The sequence below is a fragment of the Amycolatopsis sp. NPDC051716 genome (assembly GCF_040681595.1).
Taxonomy (GTDB): domain Bacteria; phylum Actinomycetota; class Actinomycetes; order Mycobacteriales; family Pseudonocardiaceae; genus Amycolatopsis.
In genome coordinates this window covers 54024-73862 of record NZ_JBFAZA010000021.1, presented here as the reverse complement: position 1 = coordinate 73862, position 19839 = coordinate 54024, and the positions used below count along the sequence as shown (strand labels likewise).

The following is a 19839-nucleotide window of genomic DNA, read 5'->3' as shown; positions in this document are numbered from 1 at the left end:
TTTTTTTTCTGGTGGGGGTTGGGGGTGTGGGGGGGGGGGCGCTCTTTGCTCCCCTATCTCATCTTGGGGCCCTCGTCCTGCCTCTATGACCCCCCCCCCCACCTCGGGGAGGGGCTCCGCCGGTCAAGCAGGCGGCAGCCGGACCGTCACGGTGAGGCCACCGCGCCGGCCGGGCTGGGCCTCCGCGTAGCCGCCGTGGGCTTGGGCCACCGAGCGGACGATCGACAGCCCCAGCCCCGCGTTGCGCGTGTCCCCCGTCCGCTCCGCTCCGGCCAGCCGACGGAACGGCTCGAACAGGGTCGGTACCGCCTCTGGGGGCACCGATGATCCCGAGTTCCGGACCTCCAGGGCCGGGTCGCCGCGGACCTCGACGTACGCCCAGCCGCCCGAAGCGTTGTACGTGATCGCGTTGACCAGCAGGTTTGTCAGGAGCCGCTCGAGGAGCACCGGGTCTCCCGCCACCGTCCGTGGCCGCAGCCGGGTCTCGACCGTCACCCCCGCCGCCGAAGCCTGGGCCGCCGTGGCGCGGACGACCGAGGCCGCGATCTCGTCGAGGCGCACCGGTGCCCGCGCGTGCAGCCCGCGGTCGCTGCGGGCCAGGACCAGCAGGCCCTCGATCATCCGCTCGCTGCGCTCGTTGGTGTGCAGTAGGTGCGTGCCGAGCTTGCGCAGCTCCGGCGTCACCTCCGGGTCGGCCATCGCCACCTCGATCAGCGTCCGCTGCACCGCCAGGGGCGTCCGGAGCTCGTGGGACGCGTTCGCGACGAACCGCTTCTGGCTGTCGAACGACTCCGCGAGCCGGTCGAGCATGCCGTCGAACGTGTCCGCCAGCTCCTTCAGCTCGTCCGGCGGTCCTTCGAGGTTGATCCGGCGGTCGAGCTTGCCCGCCTCCAGTCGGCGCGCGGCCGAGGTGATGTCGTGCAGCGGCCGCAGCGCGCGGCCCGCCATCAGCCAGCCGAACAGCACCGCCAGTGCCGCCGTGACCACCAGCGCGATCGCCGAGCCGACCACCAGCGTCGACAGCGTCGAGGAGCGGTAGGTGTCGAGCGTGCCGCTGAGCAGCCGCACCGCGACGCCCGGAGCCCCGATGCCCGTGGTGCCTTGGACGCCGTAGGTCGCGTCGGCCGTCCCGATCGTCGTCAGCGCGGCGCGGGTGGGGTCCGGCAGCGTGCTCTGCACCAGCAGGTAGTTGATCACCACGAGCACCAGCCCGGCGAGCAGGAACAGCCCGCCGTACCAGGCGGTGAGCTTCGTCCGGACGGAAAGGCCGTTCACGGCGTGCCGAACCGGTAGCCGGCGCCCGGCACGGTCTCGATCACCGGTGGGTCGCCCAGCTTGCGCCGCAACGTCATCATCGCGACGCGCACCGCGTTGGTGAACGGGTCCGCGTGCTCGTCCCACGCCTTTTCCAGCAGGTCCTCGGCGCTGACCACGGCACCCTCCGCTCGCATGAGCACCTCCAGCACGGCGAACTCCTTCGGCGAGAGCAGCAGGAACCGCCCGTCGCGGGCGGCCTGGTGCCGCGGCAGGTCGAGCACGACGCCGTCGCGTTCCAGCACCGGCGGCAGCGCCGGCCGCGCGCGCCGCGACAGGGCTTGGACGCGGGCGACCAGCTCGGCGAACGCGAACGGCTTCGTCAGGTAGTCGTCGGCGCCGAGGCCCAGGCCGGCGACCCGGTCGGTGACGTCGGCGGACGCGGTCAGCATCAGCACCCGCGCCTCGCCGCCCGCCCGGACCACGGCGGCGCAGACGTCGTCGCCGTGCACCTTCGGCAGGTCGCGGTCGAGCACTACGACGTCGTAGCCGTGCACGCCGACGCGTTCCATGGCCTGCTCGCCGTCGTAACAGACGTCGACGGCCATCGAAAAGCGCCGCAGCCCCTCCGCGACCGAGTCGGCCAGCAACCGCTCGTCCTCCACCACCAGCACCCGCACCCGCCCAGTCTGCGCAGGCGGGCCATAAGGACCGCATAAGCGACGTCGCTTAGCGCGCCCGAACGCCCCGATCCGTAGACCTGATCTCCCACCGGAAGGAAGGAAGCGAGCCATGCGGACACGGATGGCCGTCGCGGCGATCGGGGCGGCCCTGCTGCTCGGGGGCTGCGGCGCGAAGGCCGACGACGGGTCGAAGGTCGCCTCGATCTCGACGCCACCGAAGTCGGGCGGCCCCGCCGCCGCCGACAACAGCGGCAAGAGCGATCAGGACAAGATGCGGGACTTCGCCAAGTGCATGCGCGAGCACGGCGTCGACATGCCCGACCCGAAGCCGGCCGGCGACGGCGGGGGCATGGCGATCACCTTGGGCGGCAAGGACGGCGACACGGCGAAGCTCGATGGCGCGCAGCAGGCCTGCAAGCACCTGATGCCCAACGGCGGCGAGATGAAGCCGCCGAGCGCCGAGGAGCTCGACAAGATGCGCAAGGACGCCAAGTGCATGCGGGACCACGGCGTCGACATGCCCGATCCGGACCCGAGCGGCAAGGGGCTGCGGGCCGGCAAGGTCGGAGACGACCCGAAGAAGTTCGAAGAAGCCGCGAAGGCGTGCGGCATGGGCATCGCGGGGCGCACCGAGGCGGGCAAGTGACCGAAGTGACGCACCTCAAGCCCCGCCGACGCGGCCGGACGCGCTGGCTCATCGTGATCGCCGTCTTGGTCGTGGTGCTGGGCACCGGCTCCGTCGTGATCCTGACGCGGGTGTCGAGCGCGACGCCGGTCAACGAGGCCAAGCCGCCCGCCGTCGAGACCGCGGAGGTGGCCAAGACCGACCTGAGCGAGGAAGAAGAGGCCGACGGCACCCTCGGCTACGGCGACGAGTCGGTCGTCGGCGGCCGCAAGCCCGGCACCATCACGTCGCTGCCGGACGCCGGCGCCGTCCTGGCCCGCTGCAAGGCGGTGTACGGGGTGGACGCGAAGCCGGTGCCGCTGTTCTACGGCACGCTGCCGTTCTACCGCGACCTCGCCACCGGCGTGGACGACGGCGCCGACGTCAAGCAGCTGGAGGAGAACCTCAAGGCGTGCGGCTTCGGCGGGTTCGGCACGCCGGACACGAAGTTCACCGCGGCGACGGCGGCCGCGCTGAAGAAGTGGCAGAAGTCCCTCGGCCTGGAGCAGACCGGCGGGTTCGGCCAGGGTGACGTCGTGCTGGCCGCGGGCGAGCTGCGGGTGTCGGCCGTCCAGGCCAAGCTCGGCTCGCCGGCCCAGGGCGAGGTGCTCAAGACGACCGGCACCGTCCGGTCGGTGCAGGTGAAGCTCGACGCGGCCAAGCAGAGCCTCGCCCAGCAGGGCGCGAAGGCGTCGGTGAAGATCAACGGGAAGACGACGCAGGGCACGATCACCGACGTCGGGCGGACCGCCGTCGAAGGCAAGGACCAGGCGGGCCAGGACGACGGCAAGCCGAAGATCACCGTGACCGTCCGGCTCGACGACCCGGCCGCGGCCGGCAGCCTGGACTCGGCCCCGGCCACCGTCCGGTTCACCAAGGACGTCCGCCAGGGCGTGCTCGCGGTCCCGGTCGGCGCGCTGCTCGCCCTCGCCGAGGGCGGGTACGCGGTCGAGGTCGACGAGAACGGGCAACGCCGGCTCATCGCTGTCCAAACCGGACTGTTCAGCGGTGGGAAGGTCGAGGTCACCGGCACCGGCCTGGCCGAGGGCATGCGGGTGGTGACGACGTCGTGACACCCGTGCTGCGCGTGCACGAGGTCACGCGCACCTACCCCGGCGAGGTCGCCGCGCTCGACGGCGTCTCGCTCTCGCTGGAAGACGGCGAGATGGTGGCGATCGTCGGGCCGTCCGGGTCCGGCAAGTCCACCCTGCTGCACCTGATGGGCACGCTGGACCGGCCGTCGTCGGGCCGGGTGGAGCTGCGCGGCCACGACGTCGCCGCGCTGCCCGACCGGAAGGTCTCGGCGCTGCGGTCGCGCTGGATCGGGTTCGTGTTCCAGCAGTTCTTCCTCGACGAAGGGATGAGTGCGGTGGACAACGTGTGCACCGGTCTGCTCTACGCCGGGGTACCGCGGCGACGGCGGCGCGCGCGGGCGCTGGCGGCGCTCGACCGGGTCAAGCTCGGGCACCGGGCGTGGCACCGCCCCGGCGAGCTCTCCGGCGGTGAACGCCAGCGCGTCGCGATCGCCAGGGCCGTGGTCAACGACCCGGCGATCCTGCTGGCCGACGAGCCGACCGGCAACCTCGACACCGGCACCGGCGCTTCGGTGCTCTCGCTGCTCGGCGAGCTGTCCACCGGCGGCACCACGATCGTCGTGATCACCCACGACCGCGAGATCGCGGCGGGCATGCCCCGCCGGATCGAGCTGCTCGACGGGCGCCTGCGCCTGGACACCGGCCTGGTGGGTGTGCGATGACCTTGGTGACGTTGCCGGAGCCGGCCCGGCTCAAGCCGCCGGACGTCGTCGCGCTCGGCGCCCACGGCATGCGGACGCGGCCGGTGCGGGCGGTGCTTTCCGCGCTGGGTATCGCGATCGGCGTCGCCGCGATGGTGGCGGTGCTGGCGATCCCGGCGTCCGGCGCGCAGGCCCTGCACGACCGGCTGGCCGCGCTCGGCCCCAACCTCCTCACCGCCGGGCCGGGCCAGACGCTGTTCGGCGACAACGCCACGCTGCCCGACGACGCGGTCGCGATGGCCCGGCGGATCGGGCCGGTGCGCGCGGCCGCCGGCACCGGGACGACGTCGGTGAGCGTGCGGCGCAGCGACAAGATCGCCCCGGACGAAACGTCCGGGCTGGCGGTGTACGCGGCGCGGCCGGACCTGCTCGGCGTGCTGGGCGGCAAGGTCCGGACCGGGACGTTCCTGGCGACGGGGAACCAGGACTACCCGGTGACGGTGCTCGGCTCCCAGGCGGCGGCCCGGCTCGGTATCGACCACATCGACCCGGCCCGGCCACCGCAGGTGCTGATCGGGACGCAGTGGTTCACCGTGGTGGGCATCCTCGCGCCGATGCCGCTCGCGCCGGAGGTCGAGCGTTCGGCGCTGGTCGGCTGGGACGTCGCGAAGCGGCTGCTGGAGTTCGACGGCCATCCGTCCACTGTGTACGTCCGGGCCGAGGAGTCCCAAGTAGACGGTGTGCGGACGGTGCTGGCGGCGACGCTGAACCCGCAGGCTCCGAACGAGGTCCAGGTGCGGCGTCCGTCGGACGCCCTGGCGGCGCAGAAGCTGACGGACACGACCTACAGCGCGCTGTTCCTCGGGCTCGGCGGCGTCGCGCTGCTGGTCGGCGGGGTCGGGGTGGCGAACACGATGGTGATCTCGGTGCTGGAGCGGCGGCGGGAGATCGGCCTGCGCCGGGCGCTGGGCGCGACGAAACGGCAGATCCGCGGGCAGTTCCTGGCGGAGTCGGTGCTGCTGTCCGGCTTGGGTGGCCTGGCGGGGGTGCTGGCCGGAGTGCTCGTGACGGCGGGGTACGCGCTGAGCCAGGGGTGGCCCGCGGTGCTGCCGACGGGTGCGCTGGCGGGCGGGGTCGGGGTCGCGGCGCTGGTGGGGGCCGTGGCGGGGGCGTACCCGGCGGTGCGGGCGGCGCGGCTCGCGCCCACGCGGGCGCTGGCCTGAACGGACAAGGGTGCACTGGACGCGGGGTGGGAGTTACCCTTCCACCCCGCGTCCAGCAAGTTGGAAGACTTCCCACTGCGTCGGACGGGTGTTGGATGGACCAAAGGGAGCCGATCGAAGGGTGGGGCGGCTGTGCGAATCGAGGCGAACCGGCGTGATCTCCTGCGGTGGCTGGCGACAGCGGGCGCGGGGCTCGCCACCGCCGGGATCGCTCCCGTCGCCTTCGCGCAGGAGGCCGCCGCCGCCGGGACCGATGTCGTGGTCGTCAGCGGCGTCACCGTTGTCGACGGCACCGACGGCCCGGCGCGGCCGGACTTCGCCGTCGTGCTGGTCGGCGACCGGATCGCCTGGGTCGGCCCCGCCGCCGAGGTGCCGCTGGGCGGCAGCGCCCGGATCATCGACGGCCGCGGCCGCTACCTCGTACCCGGCCTGTGGGACATGCACGCCCACGGCATCGACTACGAAGACCTCTGGCCGCCGCTGTTCCTGGCCAACGGCGTCACCGGGATCCGCGAGATGCAGGGCTACGACGAGAACCGGATCACCCGCGACAAGATCGACCGCGGCGAGCTGCTCGGCCCGCGGGTGGTGCTGGCCAGCTCGATCATCGACGGCCCGGTGTCCCTGCTCGGCCCGCCGATCACCAAGGTCGCGAACGCCGAGGAGGCGCGGGCCGCGGTCCGGACCGCCGTCGCCCAGCGCTCGAACTTCGTGAAGGTGTACTTCTACCTGCCGAAAGACGCCTTCGCCGCGATCGCGGACGAGTGCCGCCGCCAGGGCCTGCCCTTCGTCGGGCACTGGCCCTACCGGCTTCGCCTGCTCGACGCGGCCATGTCCGGGCAGCGCAGTTTCGAACACCTCTTCGGGCTGCCGATCGCCACGTCGAGCTGCCGGGACGAGTTCCTCGCCCGGCTCGACGCGACGCCGTTCGACCCGCAGGCCCCGCGTGACTTCTTCAACCTGGCCCGCGAACTCGACCGGCAGGCCGCGCAGGCCTACGACCCCGCCGCGGCGGCCCGTCACTTCGCCGGGCTCAACGCCTCGGGCAGCCGGCTGAGCCCGACCTTCGCGGTCAACCGGGTCATTTCCCGGCCGGCCGGCACGTTCGCGCACGATCCGCGCAACAAGTACGTCCCGCGGGAGATCCGCGACGTCTGGGCCGACCGGCTGCCGCTGTTCGCGCCGGTCACCCCGGAGCAGATCGCCCAGCAGGAGGTCTACTTCCACGCGCAGCTGCGGCTCGTCGGGGAGGCGCACCGCGCCGGGGTCGGGATCCTCGGCGGGACCGACTGCCAGAACCCGTACGTCTACCCGGGGTTCAGCCTGCACGACGAGCTCGACTTCCTCGTCGAGGCCGGGCTCGGCCCGCGGCAGGCGCTGCAGGCGGTGACCCGCGACGCGGCCGCGTTCCTCGGCCGGGCGGACTCGGCCGGGACCATCACCCCCGGCAAGGTCGCCGACCTGGTGCTGCTCGACGCCGACCCGCTCGCCGACATCCGCGCGGTCCGGCGGATCGACACCGTCGTCACCGCCGGCCGCGTCCTCGACCGGGTCACGCTCGACGGGATGCTCGCCGACGCCGAAAGCGCCGCGAACCGGCCCGCCGAGACGGTGAGCGCCCGGTCGGAGCGCTTGCCGCTGCACGGCTGCTGCTGAATGCCGGGTACTGCGGCCGGTCGGCGCAGAAAACCCGCGGATCGGCCATCGCAATGGTCGTTCCGCGGGATTTCCGGCGTTATCGAACAGCGGTTCTTCGGGTTAGCACTCGGCCATTCCGGCCGGCGGGTCGTTCTGCGTGTAGACGTACTCCGCGGGGACATTTCCCCAGACGCCCGCCGGGCTGTCCAGCTGCGCCCAGTACCAGATGTCGTTGCCGCCGTGGTTCGAGGACCCGCGGCCCCAGCAGTTGAAGTCGCTGACTGTCGAGTACATGTATCCGCGGAAGGACTCGTAGTTCCGGTCGGCATAACCCACGGCCATGTAGGCGTTGCCGCAGATCAGGTGCCTGTTCGAGGCCACGTAGCAGGTGGCGCTCGGTTGGGCGGGATTGGCCGTGGCGGCGCTTGCCGAGCCGGCCAGTATGGTGCTCGACGCGATGACGGCGCCGAGGACCGCAACAACTTTTTTCACTGATTTCCCCTCTAAATGTTGCAATCAAGAATCAGTTATTGATCACAGCGATTTCGAGGCTACCGGGATGATCACTGGGGGCTATACCGCCGTCCGGGTGGCGGTGGTGACTTTCGAACCTGACTCGGGGCTATGTCGTAACTTTGGTGAATCGGTACCCGGAAACTACGCAAAACGCTCGGCTGGGACATCCCAGCCGAGCGTTTCGGTCACCGAGTCCTCGGTACGGCGGGTGCTCAGCCGAGCCGCTCGACCACGTACTCGACGGCCTGCGTCAGCTTGGTGACGTCGTCCGGGTCGATGGCCGGGAACAGGCCGACGCGCAGCTGGTTTCGGCCCAGCTTCCGGTACGGCTCGGTGTCGACGATCCCGTTGGCGCGCAGCACCTTCGCGACCGCGGCGGCGTCGACGTCGTCGCTGAAGTCGACCGTGCCGACGACCTGCGAGCGCAGCTCCGGGTCCTTCACGAACGGCGTCGTGTAGCTCGTCTTCTCGGCCCACTCGTACAGCCGCGACGACGAGTCCTTCGTGCGCGAAGTCGTCCAGGCGAGGCCGCCCTGGCCGTTCATCCACTCGATCTGCTCGGCGAGCAGGAACAGCGTGGCCACGGCCGGGGTGTTGTACGTCTGGTCCTTGCGGGAGTTGTCCAGCGCGGTGGTCAGCGAGAGGAACTCGGGGATCCAGCGGTCGCCGCCGCCGATCTCGCCGATCCGCTCGACCGCGGCCGGGGAGGCCAGCGCGATCCAGAGCCCGCCGTCCGCGGCGAAGGACTTCTGCGGCGCGAAGTAGTAGACGTCGAAGTCCTCGGCCTTGACCGGGAGTCCGCCGGCGCCGGAGGTGGCGTCGATCGCGACCAGCGCGCCCTCGCTGCCTTCGGGGCGGCGGACCGGCACGGCCACGCCGGTGGACGTCTCGTTGTGCGCCCAGCCGACCAGGTCGGCGCCGGCTTCGTAGGCGATGTCCGGCGCGCTGCCCGGCTCGGCCTTGACCACGATCGGGTCGGCCAGGAAGGGCGCGCCCTTGGTCACGGTCGCGAACTTCGAGGAGAACTCGCCGTAGGTGAAGTGCTGCGCGCGCTCGCGGACCAGGCCGAAGGCGGCCGCGTCCCAGAACGCCGTGGTGCCGCCGTTGCCGAGGATCACCTCGTAGCCCTCGGGCAGGGAGAACAGCTCGGACAGACCCGCCCGCACGCGCCCGACGAGGGACTTGACCGGCTTCTGCCGGTGCGACGTGCCGAGGTAGGTGGAGCCGGACTCCGCCAGCGCACTCAGCTGCTCGGCGCGGACCTTCGACGGGCCGCAGCCGAAACGGCCGTCGGCCGGCTTGAGGTCGGCGGGAATGGTCAACTCAGCGTCGGTCATGCGGCCAGTCTCTCAGGTCGGGACGCGGCTGGTGAAGGTGGGATTCACCGTTCCGGGAAGTGGGACGCCCGCCGGAAACCCGCTCGCCGGCCGCGCGGCCGGTCGGTAGTTTCCCCGGCGAGGGGAGACGGACATGACCGAAGATCGATGGCGGCCGCGCTGGTGGCTGTTCGTGAGCTGGGGCGCCGTCGTCGTGGTGCACCTGGCCGCGAGCGGCGGCTGGACCACGACGACGACCGTGCTGGCGCCGATCGCGCTCGCGATCACCCTGGTGCTCGTGTTCGTCCGGCGGCTGCCGTGGTGGCTCACCGGCGACGCCCGGCCGGAGGGCCGTCGCGGAGTGTTGCGGGCGCTGGTGCTGGTGGCGTGGTTCCTGACGGCCGCGGCGATCGCCGCCGGGCTGGTGGCGCACCCGCCGCACGGTGCCGACATCGTGAACGCCGGGGCGTTCGTCGCGCTCTTCGCCGGCGCCTCGGTGTACGGCCTGACCCGGCTGCTGCCGAAGCGGCCGCCGACAAGGCGAGCGGCTCTGCGGCGGCGGCTCGCGTTCGCCACCGCCTCGGTCTGGTCGGTCGCCGTCTTCGCGCTCGGGGCCGAGGTCGCGGCCATCGTCGTGACCGGTGGCTGGCTGCCGTGGTTCCTGCCGGTGCCGGGCCTGGTCGCCGTGCTCGCGCTCGCCCTGTGGCGCGCGGACCTCGCCCTCCCGGCGCGGCACTTCGCGAGCGGCACCTGGACACCGGTCGCGGCCGCGGCGTTCGACGTGCGGGCGGGTGAGCCGGTCAACGGCTGGGCGGTGCTGCCCGGCGACCACCGGATCCGCTTCCACCTGCCCGTGGTCCCGGCCGACATCGCCGCCGAGCTGCGCGACCGGCGGCGGCTCTGGCTGGCGGGCCTGCCCCTGGAGGACCTCGTCACCGGCCTTCCGGACGGCGACAGCTACGTCGTGGGGCTCATCGGCGAACACCGCGGCCGGAGTACCGAGCCGACCTCGGCCCGCCCGACCGGCAAAAATACGGTGACCCGCGCGTCCGGGCCGCCGGTAGCGTCCCGGCCGTGACGACTGTGCAGCAGAGGTTCGCGGTGCCGCCCGATGTGCTGTGGAACGTGCTCCCGGCCGGGGTCGCGGCGATCGGCGGGCAGCAGCCGGTCTACGACGGCCCGCGGGGGTTCGCCACCTGCCGCACCGGGATGTCGCTCCTGAGCTGGGGCCAGCACATCAACGTGACGGTGTCGCCGTCCGAGGGCGGCTCGACGCTCACGATCATGACGGTGCTGAAGCTCGGCGTCTGGGACTGGGGCGAGGGCAAGCGCATCGCCAACCGCTTCGCCGCCGCCGTCGCGTACGCGGCCGGCACCGCCGCCCTGACCTGAGGGTCCCGCTCGCCACCCTGGGGGTGCGAGCGGGGCCCGTCCCTTTCGTCAGCACCGGTCAGCGCCAGTCTTCGACGCCGCCGGGCACCGGCGCGGCCGGGTCGTACGGCGTGCGGGTGAAGACGAACGTCGCCAGGTCCAGGTGGGTGGCGACGCCGTCGGCGTCCCGGCCCACTTCGAGCGTCTCGCCGGCGTAGTAGCCGTCGAGGCCGACGTAGGTGTCCTCGCCGGTGGCGCGGAAGCGCGAGCCGCGGCCGGCGCCTTCGACCGGCGCTAGCAGCAGCAGCCCGTCGCCCTGGACGCGCAGGTGGTACGGCGTCGGGCCCCAGTGCCAGAGCCCGGTCAACGCGAGCAGCGCGGGGTCGGCCGGCGACGGCAGCCACTCGGCGGGCAGCCGCGGCTCCAGCTCGTCGGTCATGGTGATGAGGTCCAGGCAGAGCTGCGTGATGCCGACGCCCGCCGTCGAGTTGACGAGCACGAGCGCGCCGGTCCGCGCGGCCGGGTCGACCAGCGTCACGGCGAGGAACCCGGGCATCGAGCCGGTGTGGCCGGCGAACCGGCGGCCCTGGTAGCGCACGAGCATCAGGCCGAGCCCGAACCCGGTCGTCCAGACGTCGGTGTCGTCGACGGTGATCATGGTCCGCATCTCGGCGACCGTCTCCGGCGCGAGCACGCCGCCGGTGTCGCCGCCGAGGAACGCCGTCCAGCGGCCGAGGTCCTTCGCCGTCGACCACAGCTGCCCGGCGGGGGCCATCGCGCCGGCGTCCGGGCTCGGTTCCGGCAGCAGGACGTCGGCGAAGGGGTGCACGGCGAAGCCCTCGGCGTGCGCGCCGACCGGGTGCGGGGTGGTGCGGGTCATCCCGAGCGGGCCGAGGACCTCTTCGTCGAGCACGGAGAGCCAGCCCTTGCCGCGGTGGCGGGCGAGGAGCTCGCCGAGGACGCCGTAGCCGACGTTCGAGTAGTGGAACCGCGCGCCCGGCCGGTGCTTGGTCGCGCCCTCGGCGAGGCTGCCGACCAGCGCGTCCCAGTCGGCGCCCGGGGTCCGCTCCCACCACTGGCCGGGCGATTCGGACGTCAGGCCGGAGGTGTGGGACAGCAGCTGGGCGACGGTCGCGGCCCCGAACGGCGTGCCCGGGACGTGCTTTTCGAGCGGGTCGTTGAGGTCGACGAGGCCTTCGTCACGCAGCCGCATGACGGCGGTGGCGACGAGGGTCTTGGTGATCGAGCCCAGCCGGTACTGGGTGTCGGTACCGGGTGTCTCACCGCCGACGCGCCCCCGGCCACCGGACCAGACGATCTCCCCGTCCCGCACGACGGCGGCGACCAGCGACGGAGCCCGGCAGCCGGCCTGCTCGTGGGCGATCCGGCGGAGCAGGGCGAGTTCGGTCGAGGCAAGCATGGAGGCATTCTGCCGCGCTCCCCCTCCCGAAGCAGGCCCCGGCCCGTGCGGGAGAGGTCAACACGCGTGATTGAAGGGTCGACTCGCGTGATTAGAGGGTCGACTCGCGTGATTGGAGGGTCGACACGGCGGGTGTCCTGGCTGGGGCCGTGTCGACTTGCCAATCACGCGTGTCGGCTTGCTAGTCACGCGTGTCGGCTTGCTGATCACGTGTGTCGGCCGTTCCAGCACGGCCGGCCGGGTCAGCCGAGGAGGTTTCGGGCCATTGCCGTGGTGACCGCGGCTGTGCGGTCCGAGACGCCGAGCTTGCCGAACACGCGGAGCAGGTGGGTCTTCACCGTGGCCTCGCTGATGTGCAGGGCGCGGCCGATGTCGGCGTTCGTGCCGCCCTTCGCGACCAGCCGGAGGACCTCCACCTCGCGGGCCGACAGCGGCTGCGGTTCCGGGTTGCGGACGCGGTTGACCAGCTTGCCCGCCACCGACGGCGCCAGCACCGTCTCTCCGCGCGCCGCCGCGCGGATCGCGTTCGCCAGCTCCGCGCGGGACGCGTCCTTCAGCAGGTAGCCCGACGCGCCGGCCTCCACCGCGCGCAGGATGTCGGCGTCCGTCTCGTACGTCGTGAGCACGACGATCCGCCGCCCGGGCTGCTCACGCAGGATCCGCTTGGTCGCGCCGACGCCGTCGAGGCCGGGCATCCGCAGGTCCATCAGCACGACGTCGGGGACGGCGACCCGGTCGAGCGCGACGGCTTCGTCGCCCGAACCCGCTTCCCCGACGACCGTGAGGTCCGGCTCGGCCTCGAGCATGCCGCGGAGGCCTTCGCGGACGACGGGGTGGTCGTCGACGAGCATGACGCGGATCAAGCCGGCACCTCCAGGGTGAGTTCGGTGCCGCTGGGGCCACTCCGGACACTCAGTCTGCCACCGACCTGCTCGGCCCGGGACCGCATCCCGCGCAACCCGAAACCCGGGGCGTGGTCCGGGTCGAAGCCGGCGCCGTCATCGCGGACCGACAGCCGCACCGAACCGTCCACAGCGGACAGTCGCACCGACACCGCCGACGCGGCCGCGTGCCGGCGCACGTTGTTCAGCGCCTCCTGGGCGCCCCGCAGCAGGACCACTTCCCCCGCCATGCCGATCGGCGGCAGCGCGTCGTCCACTTCGTACTCGACGGGTACGCCCGTCTCCTCGGCCAGCCGGTCGGCCTGCCGCCGGACGGCGTCGACGAGCGAGCCCGCCGCGAGGTCCGCCGGGGCCAGCGCGGCGACCATCGCGCGGGCCTCGGTGAGGTTGTCGCGCGCGGTGCGGGCGGCCAGCTCCGCGTGCCGCCGGGCCGCGGCCGGGTCGGTGTCCAATTCGGACTCGATGGCCTGGGCGAGGGTGACGATGCTGGTGAACCCCTGCGCGAGGGTGTCGTGGATCTCCCGCGCCAGCCGTTCGCGCTCGGCCGCCGTGCCCGCCTCCCGGGAGAGCCGGACGACCTCGGCCTGGCTCGCTTCGAGCCGCGTGATCAGGTCCGCCCGCCCCCGGCTCTCCTCGACGACGTGCAGGATGAACTTGCCCGACAGCACGCCGAAGACGACGAGGATCGCCGTCATCGGCAGCAGGATGTGCAGCGTCGGGCCGCGCAGCCCGTTGTTCACGATCGACGACGCCGGGCTCATCAGGATCGCCGCCGTGGTGAGCACCGCGGCCGGGCGGAATTCGAGGGTCGAGAACAAGAGCGGGCAGACCATGAACAGGATGAAGCTGGTCGTCGTGGTGGCGAGCATCGCGACCGCGACCAGGGCCACGACCACCAGCGCCAGGGTCCAGCGCTGGCGCAGGTGCCCGTCGTCGCGCACGATCCGGCGGCCCCACAGCAGGTAGGTCAGGGCCAGCGCGGTCAGCGCCCCGACCGCGACCGCCGTGCGCACCGGATCGCCCTCGTCCAGCAGCACCAGCACGGTCGTGGCCAGGTACGCCACCGCGAAGAGGATCTCCCAGAGCCAGTTGAACCGGTCCCAGGCGTCCTTCACTTCGTGTCGGTCCACCGGAAGGTCAGCCGCGCCAGCACCGCTCCCGCCACGCACCAGATCGCCAGCACCAGCGCCACCCGCGGCAGTTCCCATGTCCCGGCCATCTCCATCCTCACGGCGCCGTCCGGCAGGAAGACCGACCGGAAACCCTGGCAGATCCACTTCAGCGGGAAGAACGACGCGATGTCCACCATAACTTTCGGCAGGTGCGTGATCGGCGAGACGAACACCCCGGAGATGAACTGCAGCACCAGGTACAGCATCTGCACGATGGCGACCGCGCCGTTCGTGGACCTCGCGAGCGAGCTGACCGCGATCCCGAGCAGGGTGCACGAGACGATGCCGAGCGCGAACACCCACAGCAGCGTCAGCCACTTCGCCGGGTCGGACGGCAGTTCCAGCCCGAACAGCAGCACGGCGACCCCGGCCATCAGCACCGTCTGGGCCAGGCTGGACACCGCGACCAGCGCCATCTTGCCGATGAAGTACGACGCCGGTGGCATCGGCGTGCCGCGCAGGCGCTTGAGAGCCCCGGTTTCCCGGTCGGCCGTGACGCCGGTCGCGATGCTGTTGAACGACGTCGACACGATGCCGGAGCCGATCATCCCGGCGGCCAGCAGCTGGCCGGACGTGACGCCGTCGAGCGCCGTCGGACCGTCCAGAATGGACCCGAGCAGGATCATCAGCACCGCGGGCAGGGAGAAGGTGAAGACCACCTGTTCCTTGTTCCGGAAGAACTGCCGCAGCTCGGTGCCGCCGCGAGCCAGCCCGAGGGCCAGCGGGCCGGGCAGGGCTCTGGATGTCACATTCGCTTTTCGGGGGTTCCGGGTGGCGGAGCCCCCGGCCTGGGGCGAAGCCCCGGATGCCGCCGTCGTCATGCCTGGTCTCCGATCAGGTCGAGGTAGATGTCCTCCAGGCTCGGCCTGGTCACGGTCAGCCCGGTGAGCTCCCTACCCCCAGCAGAGAGCTCGGTGACGAGCTTGGTCGGGTACGCGGTCCGTTCGACGTGCTCACCGCGTTCGTCGACCCAGCGCACGGTCGCCTCGGCGGCCGCCCGGCCGCCCAGGTTCCGCGGCGTGTCCTGGGCGACGATCTCGCCGCGCGCGATGACCGCGACGCGGTCGGCGAGTGCTTCGGCCTCGTCGAGGTAGTGCGTGGTGAGCAGGATGGTGGTGCCCTCGGCGGCGAGGTCGCTGATCAGCGCCCAGAACTGCCGCCGCGCCTCGGGGTCGAAGCCGGTGGTCGGTTCGTCGAGGAAGAGCAGTTCGGGGCGTCCGATGATGCCGAGCGCGACGTCGACGCGGCGGCGCTGCCCGCCGGAGAGCGCCTTGATCCGCGTCCCGGCCTTCTCGGTGAGCCCGACCTTTTCGATCACCTCGTCGGGGTCGCGCGGGTCGGGGTAGTACTTCGCGAAGTGCCGGACGGTCTCGGCGACGTTCAGCTCGGCGGCGTCGGTCGCCGTCTGCAGGACGATGCCGAGCCGGGCCCGCCAGGCGCGGCCGGCCTTGCCGGGATCCTCGCCGAGCACGGTGACCTCGCCGGCCGTCCGCCGCCGGTGCCCTTCGAGGATCTCGACGGTCGTGGTCTTGCCGGCGCCGTTCGGGCCGAGCAGGGAGAACACCTCGCCCTGGGCGATCTCCAGATCGAGCCCGGCCACCGCGAGGTGACCGGGGTACTGCTTGCGCAGGCCGCGCACGCTGACTGCTGTGGTCATGCTCGAAGCTTGGTCGTCCGAGCCGCCGGATCCGACCAACGGCCGACTGAATCCGGCTGTCCACCGATCGGTGGACACGGCGCTTGGTTTCCCGTGGAACCACGAAAACGCTGTCATAGCGGCAAAAATCCGAACATCCGCGCGCGCGGAACCGCCGCGCGGGTGAACCCACTATTGACAACTTGTCTAACATGACAGAATGTCTCACAAGTGGGTGACCGCCAGCGACGGTGTCCGCCTCTCCGTGACCGTCGACGGCCGGAGCGACGGGCCCACGGTCGTGCTCGTGCACGGCTACCCGGACAACAGCTCGATGTGGAGCGGGGTAGCCGCCGGGCTGACCGCGAAACACCGCGTCGTCACCTACGACGTCCGCGGGGCCGGACAGTCGGACAAGCCGCCGGGACGCGCGTCCTACCGGCTGGACCAGCTGGCCGACGACCTGCGTGCCGTCGTCGAGGCGGTGCAGCCCACCGGCAAGGTGCACCTGGTCGCCCACGACTGGGGCTCGATCCAGACCTGGCACGCCGTCACCGGGGAGGGCCTGCGCGGGCGGATCGCCTCCTACACGTCCCTCTCCGGGCCGAGCCTCGACCACGCCGGCGCGTGGTTCCGCGCCCAGCTGCGCCGCCCGACGCCGAAGCGGCTGAAGAACGCGCTGAACCAGTTCCTGCACTCGTGGTACATCCTGGCGTTCCAGGTGCCGTTCGTCCCGGACCTGCTGTGGCGCACCGGCTTGCTGGGCAAGCAGATCCAGCGCATGGAGCCGGACGCGGCACCTCCGGAGAAGGCCGACGGCCTGCACGGTCTCCAGCTCTACCGCGCCAACATGTTCACCCGGCTGTCCCGGCCCGCACCCCGGCCCGCCGACATCCCGGTGCAGGTGCTGGCGCCGACCGGTGACGCCTACGTGACGACGCCGTTGCAGACCGAGGTCACCCGCTGGGTGCCCGACCTGCGGATCCGCCGGATCGTCGGGACGCACTGGGTGACCAGGGCGCGCCCGGACGTGGTGGCCGCGGCGGCCGCCGAGCTGATCGACTACGCCGAAACCGGCACCGAAAGCCGCGGGCTGCGCCGGGCCCGCGTCGGCGCCGGGCCCTTCGCGCACAAGCTCGTCGTCGTCACCGGGGCGGGCAGCGGGATCGGCCGCGCCACCGCGCTGGCGTTCGCCGGCCAGGGCGCCGACGTCGTCATCACCGACATCGACGCGGCCAGTGCCGGGGAAACCCGGAAAATGCTGGGAGAGCACGGTCTCGCCGAGTACACAGTGGACTCCGCGGACGGCGACGCCGTGCACCGCTTCGCCGAGCGGGTCCGCGCCGAGCACGGGGTGCCCGACATCGTGGTGAACAACGCCGGGATCGGGATGTCCGGGCCGTTCCTCGACACGTCGGTCGAGGACTGGGAGCGCGTCATCGACGTCAACCTCTGGGGCGTGATCCACGGTTGCCGCGCGTTCGCGCCGATGCTCGCCGAGCGCGCCGAAGGCGGCCAGATCGTCAACCTCGCTTCGGCGGCCGCCTATCTGCCGTCGAAGATCCTCTCCGCCTACGCGACGACGAAGTCCGCCGTGCTGACGCTGAGCGTCTGCCTGCGGGCCGAGCTGGCCGCGCACCACATCGGCGTCACGGCGGTGTGCCCGGGCATCGTCAAGACGAACATCACCGGCACGACGACGTTCGTCGGGGTGTCCGAAGAGGAGCAACGCCGGCGTCGGAAGGAAAGCTCGAAGCTGTACGCGCGCCGCGGGTTCGGTCCCGAGGGCGTCGCGCGGGACATCCTGCGTGCCGTGGAAAAGGACCTCGCGATCGCCCCGTCCACTCCGGAGGCGAAGGCCGCGTTGGTCCTTTCGCGACTGACGCCCGGCCTGCTCCGCAAAGCCGCGAAGCTGGACCTGACGCCGTGAGCCGGCCGCGGCGGATGTCGCCGCAGGCCCGCCGCGACGACCTGATCCGCGCCGCGCTGGACCTGTTCGGCTCGCGCGCGCCCGAACTGGTCACCGTCGACGACATCGTCGCGCGCGCCGAGGTTTCGCGGCCGTTGTTCTACCGGTACTTCTCGAGCCTGCGCGACCTGCAGGTCGAGGCCCTGCGCACGGTCACCGACGGGCTGATCGACGGCTTGGCCGGGCTCGAAGAGGGCCCGCCGGAGGTGCGGCTGCGCGCGGCCGTCCGCGGCCTGATCGACGTCGCCGACCACTACCGCGCGGGGTACATCGCCCTGCTGCGCAGCGGTTCGGTGATCGCGACGTCCGAGACGGACGCGGCGATCGACGAGGTCCGCAACCGCGCGGTGGCCCTGATCCTGGACGCCCTCGGCGTCGAAGCTCCTTCGCCGCTGCTTTCGCTGACCCTGCGCTGCTGGACGGCCGTCGTCGAGGGCGCGCTGCTGAGCTGGCTGCAGGAACGCAGCGTCGCGCGCGAAGCCCTCGACACCTGGCTGGTCGACCAGCTCACGGCCATGCTCGAAGCCACCGCGAAGCACGAACCGGCCGGCGCCGCGGAGGCACCGGCCGGTTCGTGAACGAGCGTCAGTGCTTGGTGACGAGCTCCCAGCCCTCGACGTCCTCGGGGGTGCGCGGCGCCGGGCCGACGTACTTGGCCGACGGCCGCACCAGGCGCCCGGTCCGCTTCTGCTCCAGGATGTGCGCGGCCCAGCCGGCGGTGCGGGCCGAGCTGAACATCGCGGGCATCATGTGCGGCGGGACCTGCGCGAAGTCCAGGATGACCGCGGCCCAGAACTCGACGTTGGTCTCGATCGGGTGATCCGGACGCCGCTCGCGCAGCTCCTTCAGCGCCGCCTGCTCCAGCGCGGCGGCCGCCTCGTAGCGGGTCGCGTCGAGCTCGCGGCAGGTCCGGCGCAGCACGCGCGCCCGCGGGTCCTCGGCGCGGTAGACGCGGTGGCCGAAGCCCATCAGGCGTTCCTTGCGGTCGAGGATGCCCTTGACCAGGCCCGCGGGGTCGCCGGTGCGCTCGACCTCTTCGATCATCGGCAGCACGCGCGCCGGGGCGCCGCCGTGCAGCGGGCCCGACATCGCGCCGATGGCGCCGGACATCGCCGCCGCCACGTCCGCGCCGGTGGACGCGATGACGCGGGCGGTGAAGGTCGAGGCGTTGAGGCCGTGCTCGGCGGCCGACACCCAGTAGGCGTCCAGGGCCTTGACGTGCGCCGGGTCCGGCTCGCCGCGCCAGCGGATCAGGAACCGCTCGGTGATGGAGTGGGCCTCGTCGACGCGGGTCTGCGGCACCGCGGGCTGGCCGATGCCGCGCGCCGACTGGGCGACGTAGGACAGCGCCATCACCGAGGCGCGGGCCAGCTGCTCGCGGGCCTCTTCGTCGGTGATGTCGAGCAGCGGGCGGTACCCCCAGATCGGGGCGAGCATGGCCAGTGCGGCCTGGACGTCCACCCGGACGTCACCGGTGTGCACCGGCAGCGGGAACGGCTCGGCCGGCGGCAGGCCGTGACCGAACCGGCCGTCCACGAGGAGGCCCCAGACGTCGCCGAAGGTCACCTTGCCGGCGAGGTCTTCGATGTCGACGCCGCGGTAGCGCAGGGCACCGCCGTCCCGGTCGGGTTCGGCGATTTCGGTGTGGAAGGCGACGACGCCTTCCAGGCCCGGTCGGAAGCCGTCGTCGGGTTGGCCGGACGGCTGTGGCTTGCTGATCGTGGAGGTAGTCACTGTTTCGCGGAACCTTTCGGTGCGCTTTTTCCCCGGCTGGTTGGTGCTGGTCGCGCGGTTGGGAGGAAGCGCACTGAACGCGCGCCACATCGCACGGATGGATAGACCTTGCTCTCTTGACCGGCCACTGGCAATCGAAAGATGTGGTGGTTTCGGTCACGATTACGAGAACGATTCAGTCACCGAACCTCGCGGACCGGAGAATTTCTCGCCACGGAGTGTGACGAAGCCCAGGTAAATCCTGTGTTTCCGAACCAGGCGCTGCCGCGTTTCGGGTGATAGACCTAGCGGATGCACCTCAGCCCGCAGGAGCGCGACAAGCTGCTCATCCACGTGGCGGCCGACGTCGCGCGGAAGCGGCTGGACCGCGGCGTCCGGCTCAACTACCCCGAGGCGGTCGCGCTCATCACCGACCACGTCCTCGAAGGCGCCCGCGACGGCCGCACGGTCAGTGACCTGGTGGCCAGCGGCCGGAGCGTGCTCTCCCGTGCGCAGGTGCTGGACGGCGTGCCCGAAATGGTCGACTCCGTGCAGGTCGAGGCCACGTTCCCGGACGGCACGAAGCTCGTCACCGTGCACGACCCGATCGTGTGAAAGGCAGCAGCT

The 19839-nt window shown here is 72.0% G+C and carries 20 protein-coding genes; 10 read left to right on the top strand and 10 right to left on the bottom strand.

Translation table 11 applies throughout. The features are described from left to right. Window positions 1-123: 123 nt before the first annotated feature. Both AB0M30_RS27565 and AB0M30_RS27560 read right to left on the bottom strand, forming a co-directional pair. On the bottom strand, window positions 124-1275 hold the full coding sequence (locus AB0M30_RS27565) for an ATP-binding protein (protein ID WP_364589081.1): 1152 nt from the start codon (window positions 1273-1275) through the stop codon (window positions 124-126). After that, on the bottom strand, window positions 1272-1934 hold the full coding sequence (locus AB0M30_RS27560; protein WP_364589078.1) for a response regulator transcription factor: 663 nt from the start codon (window positions 1932-1934) through the stop codon (window positions 1272-1274). The genes AB0M30_RS27565 and AB0M30_RS27560 overlap by 4 nt, the downstream gene beginning before the upstream one ends. A 112-nt stretch (window positions 1935-2046) precedes the next feature. Here AB0M30_RS27560 and AB0M30_RS27555 point away from each other — a divergent pair, with 112 nt between their 5' ends. The 5 genes from AB0M30_RS27555 (at window position 2047) to AB0M30_RS27535 (ending at window position 7215) form a co-directional block, all read left to right on the top strand. Continuing rightward, the gene (locus AB0M30_RS27555) at window positions 2047-2583 is read left to right on the top strand and encodes a hypothetical protein (protein ID WP_364589075.1); all 537 of its coding nucleotides are present in this window, start codon (window positions 2047-2049) and stop codon (window positions 2581-2583) included. After that, entirely contained in the window at window positions 2580-3674 is a 1095-nt protein-coding gene (locus AB0M30_RS27550; protein ID WP_364589072.1) for a peptidoglycan-binding protein, read from the top strand. The genes AB0M30_RS27555 and AB0M30_RS27550 overlap by 4 nt, the downstream gene beginning before the upstream one ends. Continuing rightward, entirely contained in the window at window positions 3671-4357 is a 687-nt protein-coding gene (locus AB0M30_RS27545) for an ABC transporter ATP-binding protein (protein WP_364589069.1), read from the top strand. The genes AB0M30_RS27550 and AB0M30_RS27545 overlap by 4 nt, the downstream gene beginning before the upstream one ends. Continuing rightward, the gene (locus AB0M30_RS27540) at window positions 4354-5559 is read left to right on the top strand and encodes an ABC transporter permease (protein WP_364589066.1); all 1206 of its coding nucleotides are present in this window, start codon (window positions 4354-4356) and stop codon (window positions 5557-5559) included. The genes AB0M30_RS27545 and AB0M30_RS27540 overlap by 4 nt, the downstream gene beginning before the upstream one ends. 132 nt (window positions 5560-5691) lie before the next feature. After that, entirely contained in the window at window positions 5692-7215 is a 1524-nt protein-coding gene (locus tag AB0M30_RS27535; protein WP_364589063.1) for an amidohydrolase family protein, read from the top strand. Window positions 7216-7317: 102 nt separating this feature from the next. Here the strand turns inward: AB0M30_RS27535 and AB0M30_RS27530 are convergent, their stop codons facing one another. Together AB0M30_RS27530 and serC are read right to left on the bottom strand one after the other, a co-directional pair. Then, window positions 7318-7689 (bottom strand): hypothetical protein, encoded by a 372-nt coding sequence (locus AB0M30_RS27530; RefSeq protein WP_364589060.1) that lies wholly within the window; start codon window positions 7687-7689, stop codon window positions 7318-7320. Between the two features lie 236 nt (window positions 7690-7925). Continuing rightward, the gene (gene serC / locus AB0M30_RS27525) at window positions 7926-9050 is read right to left on the bottom strand and encodes a phosphoserine transaminase (protein WP_364589057.1); all 1125 of its coding nucleotides are present in this window, start codon (window positions 9048-9050) and stop codon (window positions 7926-7928) included. 133 nt (window positions 9051-9183) lie between these two features. Here serC and AB0M30_RS27520 point away from each other — a divergent pair, with 133 nt between their 5' ends. Together AB0M30_RS27520 and AB0M30_RS27515 are read left to right on the top strand one after the other, a co-directional pair. Next, window positions 9184-10107, top strand: a complete 924-nt coding sequence (locus AB0M30_RS27520; protein ID WP_364589054.1) for a hypothetical protein — start codon at window positions 9184-9186, stop codon at window positions 10105-10107. Further along, the gene (locus tag AB0M30_RS27515) at window positions 10104-10421 is read left to right on the top strand and encodes a hypothetical protein (protein WP_233225590.1); all 318 of its coding nucleotides are present in this window, start codon (window positions 10104-10106) and stop codon (window positions 10419-10421) included. Before AB0M30_RS27520 ends, AB0M30_RS27515 begins: the two co-directional genes overlap by 4 nt. A 58-nt stretch (window positions 10422-10479) precedes the next feature. On the opposite strand, the gene AB0M30_RS27510 is transcribed toward AB0M30_RS27515, so the two are convergent. The 5 genes from AB0M30_RS27510 to AB0M30_RS27490 form a co-directional block, all read right to left on the bottom strand. Continuing rightward, window positions 10480-11820, bottom strand: coding sequence for a serine hydrolase domain-containing protein (locus AB0M30_RS27510; protein WP_364589051.1), 1341 nt, complete (start codon window positions 11818-11820; stop codon window positions 10480-10482). 242 nt (window positions 11821-12062) lie between these two features. After that, on the bottom strand, window positions 12063-12683 hold the full coding sequence (locus AB0M30_RS27505) for a response regulator transcription factor (protein ID WP_013230184.1): 621 nt from the start codon (window positions 12681-12683) through the stop codon (window positions 12063-12065). Continuing rightward, entirely contained in the window at window positions 12680-13837 is a 1158-nt protein-coding gene (locus AB0M30_RS27500) for a sensor histidine kinase (RefSeq protein WP_364589308.1), read from the bottom strand. The genes AB0M30_RS27505 and AB0M30_RS27500 overlap by 4 nt, the downstream gene beginning before the upstream one ends. After that, the gene (locus AB0M30_RS27495) at window positions 13834-14643 is read right to left on the bottom strand and encodes an ABC transporter permease (RefSeq protein WP_364589048.1); all 810 of its coding nucleotides are present in this window, start codon (window positions 14641-14643) and stop codon (window positions 13834-13836) included. The genes AB0M30_RS27500 and AB0M30_RS27495 overlap by 4 nt, the downstream gene beginning before the upstream one ends. Before the next feature lie 68 nt (window positions 14644-14711). Continuing rightward, window positions 14712-15551 (bottom strand): ABC transporter ATP-binding protein, encoded by an 840-nt coding sequence (locus AB0M30_RS27490; protein WP_364589045.1) that lies wholly within the window; start codon window positions 15549-15551, stop codon window positions 14712-14714. Window positions 15552-15765: 214 nt separating this feature from the next. Between AB0M30_RS27490 and AB0M30_RS27485 the strand changes: the two genes are divergently transcribed. Then, a complete protein-coding gene (locus AB0M30_RS27485) occupies window positions 15766-17460 on the top strand; it encodes an SDR family oxidoreductase (protein WP_364589305.1) in 1695 nt (564 codons plus the stop codon). A gap of 14 nt (window positions 17461-17474) precedes the next feature. Further along, window positions 17475-18077 carry a TetR/AcrR family transcriptional regulator gene (locus AB0M30_RS27480; RefSeq protein WP_364589302.1) on the top strand — a complete coding sequence of 201 codons (603 nt, stop codon included), beginning with the start codon at window positions 17475-17477 and terminating at the stop codon, window positions 18075-18077. A gap of 7 nt (window positions 18078-18084) precedes the next feature. Here the strand turns inward: AB0M30_RS27480 and AB0M30_RS27475 are convergent, their stop codons facing one another. After that, on the bottom strand, window positions 18085-19233 hold the full coding sequence (locus tag AB0M30_RS27475; protein ID WP_103336695.1) for a citrate synthase 2: 1149 nt from the start codon (window positions 19231-19233) through the stop codon (window positions 18085-18087). A gap of 291 nt (window positions 19234-19524) precedes the next feature. Between AB0M30_RS27475 and AB0M30_RS27470 the strand changes: the two genes are divergently transcribed. Continuing rightward, entirely contained in the window at window positions 19525-19827 is a 303-nt protein-coding gene (locus AB0M30_RS27470; protein ID WP_103336696.1) for an urease subunit gamma, read from the top strand. The last annotated feature ends 12 nt before the right edge of the window (window positions 19828-19839 follow it).